The organism is Enterobacter sp. 03-F-07-AD-ECC (assembly GCF_047530935.1).
Lineage (GTDB): Bacteria > Pseudomonadota > Gammaproteobacteria > Enterobacterales > Enterobacteriaceae > Enterobacter > Enterobacter cloacae.
The window spans coordinates 275698-292486 of sequence record NZ_JBLKBZ010000002.1 but is presented as its reverse complement, the minus strand read 5'-3'; the positions used below and the strand labels follow the sequence as shown (position 1 = coordinate 292486).

Here is a 16789-nt window from a genome sequence, read left to right as displayed (position 1 = left end):
CTGACTTTAGCGGAGCAGTAGAAGAATGACAAAGTATGCTTTGGTAGGAGATGTGGGCGGCACTAACGCGCGCCTGGCATTATGCGATGTAAGTAGCGGTGAAATTTCCCAGGCGAAAACCTATTCAGGGCTGGATTACCCCAGCCTTGAGGCCGTTGTACGCGTCTATCTGGAAGAGCACAAGGTCAGCGTTGACGATGGCTGTATCGCGATTGCCTGCCCGATTACCGGCGACTGGGTCGCGATGACCAACCATACCTGGGCATTTTCCATCGCCGAGATGAAAAAGAACCTCGGCTTTGCACATCTGGAAATCATCAACGACTTTACTGCGGTGTCGATGGCCATCCCGATGCTGAAGCCAGAGCACCTGACTCAGTTTGGCGGTACTGCACCGGTAGAAGGCAAGCCGATTGCCGTTTACGGTGCCGGCACGGGGCTGGGCGTTTCGCATCTGGTTCATGTTGATAAGCGCTGGGTGAGTCTGCCGGGTGAAGGTGGCCACGTGGACTTTGCACCGAACAGCGAAGAAGAGGGCATTATTCTGGAAGAGCTACGCGCTGAGATCGGCCACGTGTCGGCTGAGCGCGTGCTTTCCGGCCCGGGGCTGGTAAACCTGTATCGTGCCATTGTGAAGTCTGACGGCCGTCTGCCGGAAAATCTGCAGCCGAAAGACGTGACCGAGCGCGCACTGGCAGACAGCTGCATCGACTGCCGTCGCGCACTGTCGCTGTTCTGCGTGATAATGGGGCGTTTTGGTGGCAACCTGGCGCTTACGCTCGGCACCTTTGGTGGTGTTTACATTGCCGGTGGCATTGTGCCGCGCTTCCTGGAGTTCTTCAAAGCGTCAGGCTTCCGCGGCGGGTTTGAAGACAAAGGACGTTTTAAAAGCTACGTGCAAGACATTCCTGTTTATCTGATTGTGCACGACAACCCGGGTTTACTTGGCTCGGGCGCCCACCTGCGTCAGGTGCTCGGCCAGATCCTCTAAAACCCAGCCCCTCTCTTGCGGGAGAGGGGATTTACAGGTGCATTAACTGGCGGAACTCTTTGACCTTGCTGCGGCTCACTGGCACCTGAAAATCAAGATCCTTCAGGCGCAAAATGTATGTATTGTTAAACCACGGCTCGATCTCGCGGATCTTGTTTAAATTCACACAAAACGAGCGGTGACAGCGGAAGAAATGCGCTGTCGGCAGCTTGCTGCAAAACTCGGTAATGTTCATCGCCATCACGTACGATTCCCGCCGCGTATAGACAAACGTCATCTTTTCATGGGCTTCGGCATAGTAGATATCGTTAACCGGCGTCACGATGATACGTTCATCCTTCACCAGGTTAATCGTGTCATTCTCACGTACTGCGGGACTTGCGGTGACAGGGGCGTTCTGCTGTTGCCACGCGGCCTCCAGCTTTTGCAGCATGGTGACGATGCGCGACTCCTGGTAAGGCTTAAGGATATAGTCAAACGCCTCCAGCTCGAAGGCTTCAACCGCATGCTCCTTCCAGGCGGTGACGAAAACAATAAACGGCTTATGGGCAAACTGATTGATGTTTTGCGCCAGTAATACGCCATCCAGTGACGGAATGTTGATATCAAGAAAAATGGCGTCAACGCGGTTATGCTGCAAAAACTTCAGCACGTCCAGACCATCGTCAAACGTGCCCACGATCTCCATCTGACTGTGCGTTTTGATGAGCCAGCTCAGCTCCTGTTGAGCCAGAAACTCATCTTCTACAATGATCACTTTCACGGGTTACTCCGGCCTAAGGCAACAGGGATGTAGACGCATGAACGGGAGAGCGTTCATTCGGAATATAAAAGGCGATCTCGGTGCCCGGTTCAAGGCGCTGAATATGCAGCCCGTCGCCGTACAGCAGTTTGACCCGGTGGTGGACATTCAGCAGCCCAATCTTATTCCCCGGCATCTCGTTGGCCTCAACGCGCTCAATGACTTTAGGATCAATTCCGTGGCCGGTATCACGCACGGCAATCCGCACGCGGTTGCCGCTTTCGGTCACGCTGATGGTCACCACCCCTTTCCCTTTACACGGCTGAATCCCGTGGACGATAGCGTTCTCAACCAGCGGCTGGATCAGCAGGCTTGGGATCACACAGTTGACCTCTTCATCAATATCGTAAATGACGGTGAGTTTGTCACCAAAGCGCGCCTGCTCAATCGCAATGTAATCCTTGATCTGATAAAGCTCTTTTTTAATGTCGATCTGCTCGTCATCTTTTAGCTCAATGTTGTAACGCAGATAGCGTGACAGATTGAAAATCAGCTGACGCGCGGTATCCGGATTAAGTCGAATGGACGAGGAGATCGCATTCAGCGCGTTAAACAGAAAATGAGGATTAATTTTACTCTGCAGCGCGCGCAGCTCTGCCTTATTTGCCATCTCGCGCAGCTGTTCCGCGCGGGAGACCTCCAGCTGGGTAGAGATAATCTGCGACAGCCCGATGGCCATCTCCTGCAGGGAGGAGGTGATCTGGTGCGCGTGGCAGTAGTAAATTTTCAGGGTTCCCGTCACCACGCCTTTCTCCCACAGCGGGATCACCAGCATGGAGTGAATTTCTGGGGTTCTGTGGGCTTCATCATTGTTTTTAATGATGATTTTACCGTAATTGATCGCCTGCCTGGTGGTGGGGCTGATGGTGTCATCGCTGTCCTGATAGTTATTCTCACCCACGCCAACATAGGCCAGGACGTGGTCGATATTGGTAATGGCCACGGCATCGGCATGAATATCGCGACGGATGATATCGCAGACCTGACGTAAGGATTCGGCGTTAACATGGCGGAAGAGCGGCAGCGTTTTGTTGGCGATATCCAGCGCCAGCTTGGCCTGACGTGCGGCGCTGGCCTCTTTTTCCCCTTCAACGCTTTGCACCAGCAGCACGATAAAACCGATACAGACGCTGCCGAGGATCATCGGAATACCGATTTTAGAGACAATATCCAGCCCCAGCGCAATGGTGGGAGCCCAGACGACCACCAGAACCATGGTCAGCGTTTCGCACAGCATGCCCGCGATGATCCCGGCGCGCCAGTGCTGCTTTTTCGGTATTTTGCGGTTAATCCAGCCGGAAAGGACGCCGGCGATGATGCTGGTGATAAAACACGGCACCGCCGTCACGCCGCCGATATCTATCAGGTAACGATGTGTCCCGGCAATGAGACCCGTAATAATGCCCACCCAGGGGCCAAACAAGATCCCACCGGACATCACGGCGATAACACGCACGTTGACCAGCGACCCTTCTACCGGCACCCCGGACCAGGTGCTGAACAGCGCGAAAAGTGAAAAGATGGCGGTAACGGCCAGCAGCTCTTTTGCCGAGTGGGCGGACTTGTGCAAAAGCTCGCGGAACAGGCGAATACGAATGAGGAAAAACAGGCAAATCAGCATTAATGCCGCACGGTCAAAAACCGCCAGCAGCATATCGAATATTTCGTGCACGAGTCGACCAGCGAAAAGAGGAAAGCCCAATGATAAAAAACCTGACGCCTGTTGACCAGCTATCCGTCGTGTTTATCAAATGAGGAAAAACCATAATCTTCAAAGGGGATTGAGGGTGACTTCCTGAAGATGCCAGTTTTTTAACTCCTGGAGAGCGACAAGGTAACAGCTTTGATATCATCATGTTAAACACTGGGTATTAAAATTGCGCAATTAGCAGGAACGCTTCCGCTTTCAGTACCTGAAGGTTCCCGTTTTTAATGCGACATCTTTTTTTTGCTTAACCCCTCGACAGCATGTTTTTTTTCAGGTTATTTTCTAAACACGCCACATAAGTGGCAGCGTCGCTCGGACGGTCCGGGCGCTAACGTTAATCTGAGGAATCTATGGCTGAATTCAGTCCTGAACGCCGTTTTACGCGTATCGATCGTCTCCCCCCTTATGTTTTCAATATCACTGCTGAACTGAAGATGGCTGCGCGTCGTCGCGGCGAAGATATTATCGATTTCAGCATGGGTAACCCTGACGGCCCAACGCCTGCGCATATTGTTGAGAAGCTCTGCACGGTCGCCCAGCGCCCGGATACGCACGGTTACTCCACCTCTCGCGGCATTCCTCGATTACGTCGCGCGATCTCTCGCTGGTACCAGGATCGCTATCAGGTTGATATCGATCCGGAAAGTGAAGCCATTGTCACCATTGGCTCGAAAGAGGGGCTGGCGCACCTGATGCTGGCTACGCTGGATCATGGTGATACGGTGCTGGTGCCTAATCCAAGCTACCCCATCCATATTTACGGCGCGGTGATTGCCGGCGCGCAGGTTCGCTCTGTGCCGCTGGTGGAAGGGGTCGATTTCTTTAACGAGCTGGAACGTGCGATTCGTGAAAGCTATCCGAAACCGAAGATGATGATCCTCGGCTTCCCGTCTAACCCTACGGCGCAGTGCGTAGAACTCGACTTCTTTGAGAAAGTCGTCGCACTGGCGAAGCGTTACGATGTGCTGGTGGTACACGACTTAGCCTACGCCGATATTGTGTATGACGGCTGGAAAGCGCCTTCCATCATGCAGGTTCCGGGCGCACGTGATGTGGCGGTGGAGTTCTTTACCCTGTCGAAAAGCTACAACATGGCGGGGTGGCGTATTGGCTTTATGGTGGGTAACAAAACGCTGGTGAGTGCACTGGCGCGTATTAAGAGTTACCACGATTACGGCACCTTTACCCCACTGCAGGTGGCCGCTATCGCCGCGCTGGAAGGCGATCAGCAGTGTGTTCATGATATTGCCGCCCAGTATAAACGCCGTCGCGATGTGCTGGTGAAAGGGCTGCATGAGGCTGGCTGGATGGTGGAAATGCCGAAAGCGTCAATGTATGTCTGGGCAAAAATCCCTGAGCCTTACGCGGCGATGGGGTCACTGGAGTTTGCCAAAAAGCTGTTGCAGGACGCGAAGGTCTGCGTCTCGCCGGGCATTGGCTTCGGTGATTATGGCGATACCCATGTACGGTTCGCGCTGATTGAAAACAGCGACCGTATTCGCCAGGCGGTGAGGGGCATTAAGAGTATGTTCCGCGCCGACGGGCTTCTCGCATCAAAGAGTGCCGCTGAACAGCACGAATCTTAATGACATAAAAAAACAGGAGCCAACGGCTCCTGTTTTTTTGACTGCATGTTCTTCGCTAGATCATCAGGGCGAAGGTTCCGGCCCACACTAAAACAATCACCGAAATGCCCATAAAGAAATATTTCACGTTTCATCGCTCCGCGTATCTTCTGGTACGCACTTAAAAACAGAGTCCACCTGATTATAGAGAACTGACATTTGCCTGCGACGGAAATGAGAATTATCCCGTTACGATGCAAACTCCAGCTCAGAATTCTGTGCTTTCCTGTTGCCAGACGGCGCTAATGTACGCCTAAAAATGAGGGGTGACAAGAGGCATTTTTTTAAATACTTTCCGTAACTTACGGGTGTCGTGGAACGGCGACAGTTTGATTTCAGAGCGCAATAAATCCACGTTGAGCGACGGCAAGAAAAGACAATTACTCAGGGTGATTACAGGTGATTGAAAAGGTTAGTTTCTTAGCGAAACTAACCTTTCTCCACATTAAATATAGAGAGACGCTTCGCCATGCGGCCGCGTTTTGAAACGGCGATGCATCCACAGATACTGCTCCGGCGCGCGCATAATTTCGGTCTCGATAACTTTATTGATGAACGCTGCGGCTTCGCATTCATTTTCCGGATAGTTTGCCATCTCCGGTGAGATGTGCAGACGATAGCCAGATTTATCAACCTTTCTCACCATTGTCACGGTCAGCATTGCGGCGCCTGACAGACGCGAAATCACGAACGTGCCGTTGGTGGTGGCGACATTTTTAACCGCAAAGAAGGGCGCAAAACTGCTGCCTTTACGTCCGTAGTCCTGATCGGGTGCAAACCAGACGGCTTCGCCTTTCTTCAGGGCGCCGACCATACCGCGCAGATTGTTACGGCTGATCATCGCCTTATTGGAACGCATGCGACCACGGGTTTGTACCCACTCCATCAGCGGACTGTTGTGCGGGCGGTAGGTGGCCATCATCGGCTGACAAAGCCCCATTACTCGGCCGCCCAGCTCCAGCGACATAAAGTGGACACCAACTACCATCACGCCACGGTTTTGCATTTGCGCGCGTTTCAGGTTTTCGAGACCTTCCACGTCAAACCATTTGCGGACGCGCTCATCAGGCCAGAACCAGGCCATGCCGGTTTCAAGCAACGCCATGCCGATAGATTTAAAGTTCTCGGCAATCAGTGTTTCGCGCTGCTGCGCATTATACTGGGGAAAGCACAGTTCGAGATTTTTACGGGCAATAGATTCACGACGTTTGAGGAAGTGGCGGGACGCGCTGCCGAGCCTGGAGCCCAGTACGCGGATCACAGGATAAGGAAGTTGAACCAGAAGCCAGAGTACGCCAAGACCAAACCATGTAAACCAGTAACGCGGGTGTAAAAACGCACGTTTGAAGTGGGATTGAGACAAAATAGTGAACCTATGTAAAGCCTTTGAAAGTAACGCATAAAGCGATACCACGTGCCAATTAGACCGTTGGACAAGGTCATGGTTGCAGGCTTTACCGATCTTTACGGCGTTGCCTGACCACTGCTGACGTTGGGTGGGCGGCGTAATGTAGCACCGTTATACGATATGTGCTATTACTCGTTTTTGATTAAAAAAGCGGCACCTGGAAAGGGTGTTGATTTTGTTGCTGTTGTTGATTATCACGCATGCCAGACGGTGAATCCGTGCGCTCATTCCCGTCGGACAAGCTAACGATCTCCCCTGGAGGGTGTAAATGGAAACCTATTTACAAACCGTAAGGGATGAGTGGATTCAGTTAATCAATGAAACGGATCCCCTCGTTCATCAACTTACTGCGCAACTGGCCAGCGATCATGCTTCTGGTCTGATTACGGAGTTTTATCGTGTGGTCCTGGCCGACCCTCATGCAGCGGAGTTTCTGACCACTGAGCAGGTTGAAAGGCAGCTGCAGGAAGCGCTGCGTCGTTGGCTTGTTGATGTTCTCTCCTGCCGGGTTGAACAGGTTGATGAACAGATGCGGGCTCAGCAGCGCGCCGCCGATGTTCACGCCCGAATAGGTATATCGGTAGACCTGGTTGAGATGGGTTTCCGGATCCTGAAAAAGCTGTTGTTACCTCTTATTAATGCCACACCACACCCTTCTGAGACCAAGTTAAGCATCTATCACTACGCCATTAACAGTATTGATCTGGCAATGGAGGTGATGTCGCGCGCCTATGTCTTCAGCGAGAACAATGCGGCAAAAGAGGACGAGAACTATCGAATCTTCTCGCTGATGGAAAATGCGGAAGTTGAGAAGGAGCGGCAGACCGCCGCATTGCTGACGTGGGAACTGTCGCTGCTTTATAAAGTGATGCTGGACTCCAGCATCGACAATAGCCGGCCGCTCGGGCAGTCCGACTTTGGGCTGTGGTTCAGTCATAAGGGACGTCACTACTTCAGTGGTATTGCCGAAGCAGGGCATATCTCTCGTCTTATCCAGGAGTTCGACGCGGCTTTTCATGACGTTCGTCAGACAGACGATGCCCTTCACGACAGACTGCGGCAGGTGCAATTTTTGCGGCTGACGCGAACGACCTTCTCGCAAATCGTGACCCTGCTGCATGAGCTGTTTGATGAGGTAGCCCGGCACGAGGTGGGCGTGGATGTGCTCACGCGTCTGCTTAACCGTCGCTTCCTGCCAACCATTTTTAAACGTGAAATTACCCAGGCAAGTCGTTCTGGTACGCCGCTGTCGGTGTTGCTTATTGATGTCGATAAGTTCAAGCAAATCAACGATACCTGGGGGCACAACACGGGAGATGAAATATTAAGAAAGGTTGCCGGGGCGTTTTATGACAACGTTCGCACCTGTGACTATGTCTTCCGCTATGGCGGAGATGAGTTTTTGATTGTGCTAACGGAAATCACCGAAGCCGATACCCTGCGCATTGCCGAGCGGATCCGCCGACGCGTGGAAAAAATTAAGGTTCATTCCCCGACAGGCGAGCCAATACCGTTGTCGCTTTCGATTGGGGCGGCCATGTTTAATGGTCATCCTGACTACGAACGTCTGATTCAGGCTGCGGATGAGGCGTTGTATGGGGCAAAACGACGGGGGCGAAACTGCGTGGAGTTATGGAAAGCGCAGTGACGTTTACTATCAAAGTGTCCCCTGCAGGAATCGAACCTGCAACTAGCCCTTAGGAGGGGCTCGTTATATCCATTTAACTAAGGGGACGAGGCGGCACGAGTATACCGTTATTTACACTTTGCGTTAAGCGCATTGCCGCCCGACTGCTCAAAGAGTCACCATTCAGGCCGATTTATTTGCCGATTTTTCATCATTTTCCTGCGCTTTCAGCTCGGCTTTACGCTTATTAGACATGTCGTTACGGATCTGGGCATGACTCAACAGCGCAAAAATAAAGGTTCCGCCGCAGATGTTGCCCGCAAGCGTGGGTAGTGCAAATGGCCAGAAGAAATCGGTCCAGTGAAGCGTGCCGTTAAACACCAGATAGAGGATTTCTACAGTACCCACCACGATATGGGTGGTGTCGGCCAGCGCAATCAGCCACGTCATTAATATGATTACCACAATTTTGGCACTGCCTGCGGAAGGGAACATCCAGACCATTGTCGCGATAATCCAGCCAGAGATAATGGCGTTAGAGAACATCTCCACGGGCGTGTTTTTCATCACATCCATACCGATTTTCACAAACGCATCCCGGGTGGGTTCATCAAATATCGGCATATATTCAAACGCCCAGGCGGCGATACCCGTGCCGATGAGGTTGCCCAGCAGGACCACGCTCCACAGACGCATCAGTAAGCCAAAGTTACCCAGAGTCGGGTTTTGCATGACAGGCAGAACGGCGGTGACCGTGTTTTCAGTAAAAAGCTGCTGGCGGGCCATAATGACGATGATAAAGCCGAAGGTGTAGCCCAGGTTCTCCAGCAAAAAGCCACCGGGTACACCTTCAAGCTGCACATGGAAAATGCCCTTCGCAAGTAGCGATGCCCCCATGGAGAGGCCTGCCGCGATAGCGGACCACAGCAGGGCCATGGCATCGCGCTCCATCTCCTTTTCTCCATCCTGACGGATATGTTCATGGATCGCCATAGCACGGGAGGGAAGGCGATCTTCATCAATTTCTATCTCTTCACCGCGCTCTTTTTCCTCGCTCTCAATTTCAAGTTCTTCATTGCTCTCGCCAATTTTCTCTTCGCCCACGTCTTTCATAACCGCTCCAGTTGGATGTTCTTTCTTTTAAGCGTAGCGGCTTTTAACAAAATGCCCGTGGGGATGCTCTTAAAGTGAGGGTAATGGCAACAAAGGTGAGACATCTCATTCAAAGCCATTATAAAATTGCCAGCGAAACGAATTCTAAAAGCCAGGCTATGCTGAGATCAGAGTGACGGTGGTTACTGCCCGTAATTGTGCTCATAGACATCGGTAAACGTGCTGATACAATCACTTGCACGTTTACAGACGGAGCATCAAATGCTCCGTTACGGATGGCAATCAACGATAGCCATACTGAACAGGGAGAATTTTATGAAACTTCGGCTGTCGGCGCTTGCGCTGGGCGCGACGATGCTTGTGGGCTGCGCCAGCTCCGGGGAGCAAACGGGACGCTCCGATCCTCTCGAAGGATTTAACCGCTCAATGTATAGCTTCAACTATAACGTGCTGGATCCGTATGTGGTTCGCCCGGTGGCGGTTGCATGGCGTGATTATGTTCCCCAGCCTGCGCGTAACGGGTTGAGCAATTTCACCAGTAACCTTGAAGAGCCAGCGGTGATGGTCAACTACTTCCTGCAAGGCGATCCGTATCAGGGGATGGTGCACTTTACTCGCTTCTTCCTTAACTCCCTGCTGGGGATGGGGGGCTTTATCGATGTCGCCGGCATGGCGAACCCGAAACTGCAGCGTGAACAGCCGCACCGCTTCGGGAGTACGCTGGGTCATTATGGCGTCGGTTACGGCCCGTACGTTCATCTGCCGTTCTATGGCAGCTTTACCGTGCGTGATGATGGCGGTGATATGGTGGATACGCTGTATCCGGTTCTTTCGTGGCTGACCTGGCCGCTGTCGATTGGTAAATGGACGGTAGAAGGGATTGAAACACGTGCGCAACTGCTCGATTCCGACGGTCTGCTGCGTCAGTCTTCCGATCCATACATCATGGTGCGTGAAGCTTACTTCCAGAATCATGACTTTATTGCCAATGGTGGCAAGCTGAAGCCGGAAGAGAATCCAAACGCGAAGGCAATCGAGAACGAATTAAAAGATATCGATTCGGAATAAATAAAAAAGGTGAGCGATGCTCACCTTTTTTGATCCCTGCGCGAATTAGAACGCGTAGTTGAAGTTCAGGCCATACAGCCAGGCTTTACCTTCGGAAGAGAACTCATACGGACCTTCCTTGAAGCTGACTTTTTGACCGTGCATATACGAAACACCCGCATCGACAGAGGCATCTTTGTTGAATGCATAGGTCGCACCGGCGCTCAGCCAGAAGCGGTCCTGATCCGGAATGGAGATAGAACGTTTGTCAGCCGGAACCGGGCTATCATCGAAGGCAATACCGGTACGGAACGTCCAGTTGTCATCCATATAGTAGGTGGTACCCAGTGCGATGCGGTAGGCATCACGGAAGCTTTCATCTTTATAGAACAGCGTGTCGCCTTTGCTGTTGGTCGCTTTCAGCTCCTGGAACTGGCTCCAGCTGGTGTAGGTCAGGCTATAGTGAATCGCCCACTGTGGTGCCACGCGGTTATAACCGGACAATTCCCACATTTCCGGTAAGTGCAGACTCAGAGAACCGCCAGTGGTACGGCCATCGGTGCCCATTGGCAGGCCGAAGGTGCCGAGGATCTGGTTATAAGCAGAAGGCAGGCTGCTCTTGTAGTCGCCGTCAAAGTCGATTTTCACTTCGGAACGGTAGGTGAAACCGTAACGGTTGTTTTTATCGAGTTCATAAAGGATACCGGCGTTCCAGCCAAAGCCCCACTCGTCACCCTTCAGATACGCGATCTGGGTGTCTGCCGGGATCCCTGCAACCTGTTGTGCCAGAGGCGGCGGCAGTGCGCCGGAGCCCGCAACGATTTTGCCGAGATCGCCCGCGTAACGTTCGATTTTCGCTTTAGCATAAACGGCATCAAAGCCAACGCCGAAGCTCCAGTTTCTGTTCAGACGGTAAGCACCGCTCAGGTTCAGGTTCAGAGTCTCAAGGTCGGTCTTACCGCCATAGGCTCCTGCTGCGTAGTCGTTATTAAACTCGGTCGCTAAACCATAGTTAGAGGTTACGGAAGCACCCCAGCCAAACTGGTCGTTGATTGGCGCAACGAAGTGCAGGTTTGGCACCCATGCCGTTGGTGCGATGTTATCGGAATTCAGGCTGGCTCCGCTCGGGGAACGGCCCGTAATATCCACACCCGGATCAACAAAGATGGCGCCCGCTGAGAACGTTGGGCGATCAAACATCATGATCAGCGCAGGGTTACGACTGGCGTTACCTGCATCATCAGCAATTGCACCTTCCCCGGAATACGCACGGCCAAGGCCAGAGGAAGAAAATTCGTTTAACTGGAAGCCCGCTGACCAGGCGGACGTAGAGACGATTGCCACTGCGACTGCCAGCGCAGTCTTGTTGAACAGGGTTTTCTGGCTCATGACCATAACCTCATTGAGTTATTTTTATTCAATAATTGTTACATACCGTAACAGGAGCGCGAAGTGTAGGGTCTGAGGTATGACTTACAAATCAGACCAGTGGCCAGAGTATAGGTCTGACCAGCTAGAATGTTGCAAGTTTGTTTATTAATATTTTCAAACATGTTTCTTGAAACGAGATCTGGTTGGCAAAAATGTGACCATCACGACTCACCCAAAAGGGCGAATTTTGTTTTAGATCATTTTTTAGTGTGATATTGGTCACTTATCCCGTTTTGCGCCATTAACGGCTGGAGAGCGTCTGCATCGGGGCGTAAAATATCAGCATCGTGTTTGTCTCGCGTCCTGCGCGAATACAGAGGAAATTGAGATATGAGTAAATGCAGTGCTGATGAAACCCCGGTTTGCTGCTGTATGGATGTTGGTACCATCATGGACAACTCCGATTGCACCGCCTCTTACAGCCGCGTGTTCACCAACCGTGCCGAAGCGGAAGAAACCCTGGCGGCGCTGAGCAAGCGCGCGCGCGACGTAGAATCCGATCCGTGTGAAATCAAGTCCACCTTCACGGAAGTGGACGGCGGCGTGAAGCTGGATATCGACTTTGTCTTCGCCTGCGAAGCTGAAACGCTGATTTTCCAACTCGGTCTGCGTTAATCTCCGCGGCCTGATGCCCTCTCCTACGGGTGAGGGTGCAAACACTCAAAACGGTAACCTCTGGGTTACCGTTTTGTTTTTACCTCGGGGCATTTTCTTTTTTCTTCTCTGTGTTTTAGTTCGCATTTTTTCGTTTCCCCAATTGGCTGAATGTAAAAAAATGGTTAAGACTATTTATCAGGTCAGACCACTTTATGTTTGCAAAATTTTTACAGGGGAATGTTATGAGTCAGGCATTACCGCTTATCACCCGACAAGGTGACCGCATTGCCATTGTCAGTGGATTGCGTACGCCGTTTGCGCGTCAGGCGACAGCGTTTCACGGCATACCGGCCGTCGATCTGGGGAAAATGGTGGTGGGGGAGATGCTGGCTCGCAGCGAAATACCGCCTGATGTCATTGAGCAGCTGATTTTTGGCCAGGTTGTTCAGATGCCAGAAGCTCCCAACATTGCACGAGAAATTGTCCTTGGCACCGGAATGAACGTGCATACGGATGCTTACAGCGTCAGCCGTGCGTGTGCAACCAGCTTTCAGGCGGTGGCAAACGTGGCCGAAAGCCTGATGGCGGGCACCATCCGCGCCGGGATCGCCGGCGGGGCAGACTCATCCTCCGTGCTGCCGATAGGGGTCAGTAAAAAGCTGGCCCGCATTCTGGTGGATGCAAATAAAGCGCGCACCACCGGGCAAAAACTCAAGCTCTTCTCGCGTTTACGCCTTCGTGACCTGATGCCTGTTCCACCTGCGGTGGCTGAATACTCCACCGGCCTGCGCATGGGCGACACCGCCGAGCAGATGGCCAAAACCTACGGCATTACCCGGGAGCAGCAGGATGCGCTGGCTCACCGTTCCCATCAGCTGGCGGCGAAAGCCTGGTCGGAAGGCAAGCTGAACGACGAGGTGATGACCGCGTATATCCCGCCTTACCGCGAACCGCTGGTGGAAGATAACAACATTCGTGGCACTTCGACGCTGGCGGACTACGCCAGACTGCGTCCGGCATTCGACCGCAAACACGGCACCGTTACGGCCGCCAACAGTACTCCGCTGACGGATGGTGCTGCCGCGGTGATCCTGATGACCGAATCGCGAGCCAAAGAGCTTGGCCTTACCCCGCTCGGTTATCTGCGCAGCTACGCGTTCACGGCGATCGACGTCTGGCAGGACATGCTGTTAGGCCCGGCCTGGTCCACGCCGCTGGCACTGGATCGCGCAGGGTTGACCCTCGCTGATTTAACGCTGATTGATATGCACGAGGCCTTTGCCGCACAAACCCTGGCCAACGTCCAGCTACTGGCCAGCGAACGTTTTGCTCGCGATGTGCTTGGCCGCGCCCATGCCACCGGAGAAGTGGATCAAAGCAAATTTAACGTACTGGGCGGCTCTATCGCCTACGGTCATCCGTTTGCGGCGACGGGGGCGAGGATGATCACCCAAACATTACATGAGTTACGTCGCCGTGGCGGCGGTTTTGGCCTCGTCACCGCCTGCGCGGCGGGCGGTCTTGGGGCAGCAATGGTTCTGGAGGCTGAATAATGGCAATGGCATCTGCATTTAATCTGACGGTTCGCCTCGATAACGTGGCTGTGATTACCATTGATGTCCCCGACGAAAAGATGAATACCCTGAAGGCGGAATTTGGCGTTCAGGTGCGCGAGATGTTAAAGCAGATCCGCGAGAACAAAGCGATTCGCGGCCTGGTGTTTATCTCGGCAAAGCCAGACAACTTTATTGCCGGGGCCGATATCAACATGATCGCCCGGGCGCAAAGCGCGCAGGAGGCGGAAGATCTGGCGCGCCAGGGGCAGCAGGTGATGGCGGAGATCCATTCGCTGCCGATCCCGGCGATCGCCGCGATCCACGGTGCATGCCTGGGCGGTGGGCTGGAGCTGGCGCTGGCCTGTCACAGTCGTATTTGTACTGACGACGCGAAAACCGTTCTTGGGTTGCCGGAAGTACAGCTTGGGCTGCTTCCCGGCTCCGGTGGAACGCAGCGTCTGCCGCGGCTGGTTGGCGTTAGTACAGCGCTGGAAATGATCTTAACCGGCAAACAGCTGCGCGCCCGTCAGGCGCTGAAAGCGGGGCTGGTTGATGACGTCGTTCCGCATTCTATTTTGCTGGAAGCCGCCGTAGAGCTGGCGCTGGAGGGACGTCAGGCAAGACGTGTTCTGCCGGTGCGTGAGCGCGTCCTGGCCGGGCCGCTGGGGCGGGCGCTGCTGTTTAGCATGGTGGGCAAGAAAACCGAACAAAAGACCAAAGGCAACTATCCGGCGGCGAAGCGCATTCTTGAGGTGATTGAAACCGGGCTGTCGCAGGGCAGCAGCAGCGGTTATGCCGCAGAGGCAAAAGCCTTTGGTGAACTGGCGATGACGCCGCAATCGCAGGCGTTGCGCAGCATCTTCTTTGCCAGCACTGACGTTAAAAAAGATCCGGGCAGTGACGCTGAACCTGCGCCGCTCAACGCCGTTGGCGTCCTCGGGGGCGGACTGATGGGCGGTGGTATTGCGTTTGTCACAGCCAGCAAAGCCAAATTGCCCGTACGTATCAAAGACATCAACCCGAAAGGGATTAACCACGCGCTGCAGTACAGCTGGCAGAACCTTGATCGGAAGGTTAAACGCCGCCATATCAAGGCAAGCGAGCGGGATAAAACCGTGGCCATGATCAGCGGCACTACGGACTACCGTGGTTTTGCCCATCGCGATCTGGTGATTGAAGCGGTGTTTGAAGACCTGGCGCTTAAGCAGCAGATGGTTGCGGACGTTGAGCAACATTGTGCGCCGCACACGATTTTCGCCTCGAACACCTCTTCATTACCGATCGGTGATATCGCAGCGAAAGCCGCGCGTCCTGAGCAGGTGATTGGCCTGCACTTTTTTAGTCCGGTTGAAAAAATGCCGCTGGTTGAAGTTATTCCACACGCGTCAACCAGCCCGCAGACTGTCTCTACGGTAGTGAAACTGGCGAAAAAGCAGGGCAAAACCCCGATCGTCGTGGCGGATAAAGCGGGATTCTACGTCAACCGCATTCTGGCGCCGTATATCAACGAAGCGATGCGCCTGCTGGTGGAAGGGGAGAAGATCGAACACGTCGACGAGGCGCTGGTCAAGTTTGGTTTCCCCGTTGGCCCAATCCAACTTTTGGATGAGGTAGGAATAGACACTGGCACTAAAATTATACCTGTGCTGGAGGCCGCATATGGCGAGCGTTTTAGCCCGCCTGCAAACATTGTTTCTGCAATTTTGAAGGACGATCGCAAAGGCAGAAAAAATGAACGCGGTTTCTATCTTTACGGTGCAAAAGGGCGTAAAAGCAAGAAACAGGTCGACCCTTCGGTCTATGGGCTTATCCCAACAACCGGACAGGCGAAACTGTCTGCCGTTCAGTGTGCTGAACGCTGTGTGATGATGATGCTTAATGAAGCCGCACGCTGTTTTGGCGAGCAGGTGATTAAAAGCGCACGCGATGGCGATATTGGCGCCGTATTTGGTATTGGTTTCCCGCCGTTCCTTGGCGGCCCGTTCCGTTATATGGACACCCTCGGAGCGGGTGAAGTGGTTGCGATTCTGCAACGTCTTGCCACGCAGTATGGTCCCCGGTTTACACCCTGTGACGAATTATTGCAGATGGCGGAACGGGGCCAGACATTTTGGCCAGCAAGGGAAACTGTCCTCGTAAGTTGAGGTCAAAGAAGGGTAAATCCGGCGGTGAATGAATCTGATTTGGCGATTTTGTAAACAGAGATTGACTATACTTACGCCATTGAGGTAAAAAACAGCGTTTCATTCACCGAATGGATCAGGCACAATGCCCGGCCATCGGGTTTTCTACCTCAAGCATTAATCGCGGGTAGTTAACGCCGGTGATTCTGGTTAACAAAAGCGGTGCAATATGCAAGTTTTTATCATGCGTCACGGCGACGCGGCACTCGATGCCGCCAGTGACTCAGTACGTCCTTTAACCGTCTGCGGCTGCGACGAATCTCGTCAGATGGCGAACTGGCTTAAAGGTCAAAAAGTGGACATTGAACGCGTTCTGGTGAGTCCGTTCCTGCGTGCTGAACAGACGCTGGATGTGGTAGGGGAGTGTATGAACCTGCCGACCAGCGTGGATGTTCTCCCTGAACTCACGCCGTGTGGTGATGTCGGCCTTGTCAGTGCTTACCTGCAGGCGCTGTGCAATGAAGGTGTCGCTTCTGCACTGGTCATTTCCCACCTGCCACTGGTTGGCTATCTGGTATCTGAACTGTGCCCGGGCGAGACGCCACCAATGTTTACAACCTCCGCCATTGCCAACGTCACCCTCGACGAAACCGGCAAAGGGGTCTTCAACTGGCAAATGAGTCCATGCAATCTCCGGATGGCGAAAGCAATCTGAGGTGACGTGCGATAAGGCGGGAGCCACTATGCCTCCCGCCATGTTC

Annotated in this window: 14 protein-coding genes and 1 tRNA gene; 8 read left to right on the top strand and 7 right to left on the bottom strand. The window is 53.2% G+C overall.

The features are described from left to right. The first annotated feature begins 25 nt into the window (after positions 1–25). Positions 26–991 (top strand): glucokinase, encoded by a 966-nt coding sequence (glk, locus tag ACMWKA_RS04200; protein ID WP_013098181.1) that lies wholly within the window; start codon positions 26–28, stop codon positions 989–991. Between the two features lie 31 nt (positions 992–1022). On the opposite strand, the gene ACMWKA_RS04195 is transcribed toward glk, so the two are convergent. Both ACMWKA_RS04195 and ACMWKA_RS04190 read right to left on the bottom strand, forming a co-directional pair. Continuing rightward, on the bottom strand, positions 1023–1754 hold the full coding sequence (locus tag ACMWKA_RS04195; RefSeq protein WP_013098180.1) for a LytR/AlgR family response regulator transcription factor: 732 nt from the start codon (positions 1752–1754) through the stop codon (positions 1023–1025). Between the two features lie 13 nt (positions 1755–1767). Then, the gene (locus tag ACMWKA_RS04190) at positions 1768–3465 is read right to left on the bottom strand and encodes a LytS/YhcK type 5TM receptor domain-containing protein (RefSeq protein WP_250181352.1); all 1698 of its coding nucleotides are present in this window, start codon (positions 3463–3465) and stop codon (positions 1768–1770) included. Between the two features lie 386 nt (positions 3466–3851). On the opposite strand from ACMWKA_RS04190, the gene alaC reads away from it, so the two are divergent. Next, positions 3852–5087, top strand: coding sequence for an alanine transaminase (gene alaC, locus ACMWKA_RS04185; RefSeq protein ID WP_023619791.1), 1236 nt, complete (start codon positions 3852–3854; stop codon positions 5085–5087). A gap of 55 nt (positions 5088–5142) precedes the next feature. Here alaC and ypdK read toward each other — a convergent pair whose 3' ends face one another. Next, positions 5143–5214, bottom strand: coding sequence for a membrane protein YpdK (gene ypdK, locus ACMWKA_RS04180; RefSeq protein WP_099458937.1), 72 nt, complete (start codon positions 5212–5214; stop codon positions 5143–5145). Between the two features lie 357 nt (positions 5215–5571). After that, complete coding sequence (gene lpxP / locus ACMWKA_RS04175; RefSeq protein ID WP_167816581.1) at positions 5572–6492, bottom strand: kdo(2)-lipid IV(A) palmitoleoyltransferase; 921 nt, start codon at positions 6490–6492, stop codon at positions 5572–5574. Between the two features lie 310 nt (positions 6493–6802). Between lpxP and ACMWKA_RS04170 the strand changes: the two genes are divergently transcribed. Further along, on the top strand, positions 6803–8182 hold the full coding sequence (locus ACMWKA_RS04170) for a diguanylate cyclase (protein ID WP_013098174.1): 1380 nt from the start codon (positions 6803–6805) through the stop codon (positions 8180–8182). A 15-nt stretch (positions 8183–8197) separates the two neighbouring features. Here ACMWKA_RS04170 and ACMWKA_RS04165 read toward each other — a convergent pair. Together ACMWKA_RS04165 and ACMWKA_RS04160 are read right to left on the bottom strand one after the other, a co-directional pair. Next, positions 8198–8269 (bottom strand) — tRNA-Arg (locus tag ACMWKA_RS04165). Between the two features lie 75 nt (positions 8270–8344). Further along, complete coding sequence (locus ACMWKA_RS04160; RefSeq protein WP_038420289.1) at positions 8345–9274, bottom strand: formate/nitrite transporter family protein; 930 nt, start codon at positions 9272–9274, stop codon at positions 8345–8347. A gap of 315 nt (positions 9275–9589) precedes the next feature. Between ACMWKA_RS04160 and mlaA the strand changes: the two genes are divergently transcribed. Next, positions 9590–10342, top strand: coding sequence for a phospholipid-binding lipoprotein MlaA (gene mlaA, locus ACMWKA_RS04155; RefSeq protein WP_013098159.1), 753 nt, complete (start codon positions 9590–9592; stop codon positions 10340–10342). Between the two features lie 45 nt (positions 10343–10387). Here the strand turns inward: mlaA and fadL are convergent, their stop codons facing one another. Beyond that, on the bottom strand, positions 10388–11710 hold the full coding sequence (gene fadL / locus ACMWKA_RS04150) for a long-chain fatty acid transporter FadL (RefSeq protein WP_414760014.1): 1323 nt from the start codon (positions 11708–11710) through the stop codon (positions 10388–10390). A gap of 372 nt (positions 11711–12082) precedes the next feature. Here fadL and ACMWKA_RS04145 point away from each other — a divergent pair, with 372 nt between their 5' ends. The 4 genes from ACMWKA_RS04145 (at position 12083) to sixA (ending at position 16743) form a co-directional block, all read left to right on the top strand. Further along, entirely contained in the window at positions 12083–12367 is a 285-nt protein-coding gene (locus ACMWKA_RS04145) for a YfcZ/YiiS family protein (protein ID WP_014832805.1), read from the top strand. A gap of 224 nt (positions 12368–12591) precedes the next feature. Continuing rightward, positions 12592–13902, top strand: a complete 1311-nt coding sequence (gene fadI, locus ACMWKA_RS04140; protein WP_063252697.1) for an acetyl-CoA C-acyltransferase FadI — start codon at positions 12592–12594, stop codon at positions 13900–13902. Beyond that, a complete protein-coding gene (gene fadJ / locus ACMWKA_RS04135) occupies positions 13902–16049 on the top strand; it encodes a fatty acid oxidation complex subunit alpha FadJ (protein ID WP_062729968.1) in 2148 nt (715 codons plus the stop codon). Before fadI ends, fadJ begins: the two co-directional genes overlap by 1 nt. A gap of 208 nt (positions 16050–16257) precedes the next feature. After that, on the top strand, positions 16258–16743 hold the full coding sequence (sixA, locus tag ACMWKA_RS04130; protein ID WP_014832802.1) for a phosphohistidine phosphatase SixA: 486 nt from the start codon (positions 16258–16260) through the stop codon (positions 16741–16743). The last annotated feature ends 46 nt before the right edge of the window (positions 16744–16789 follow it).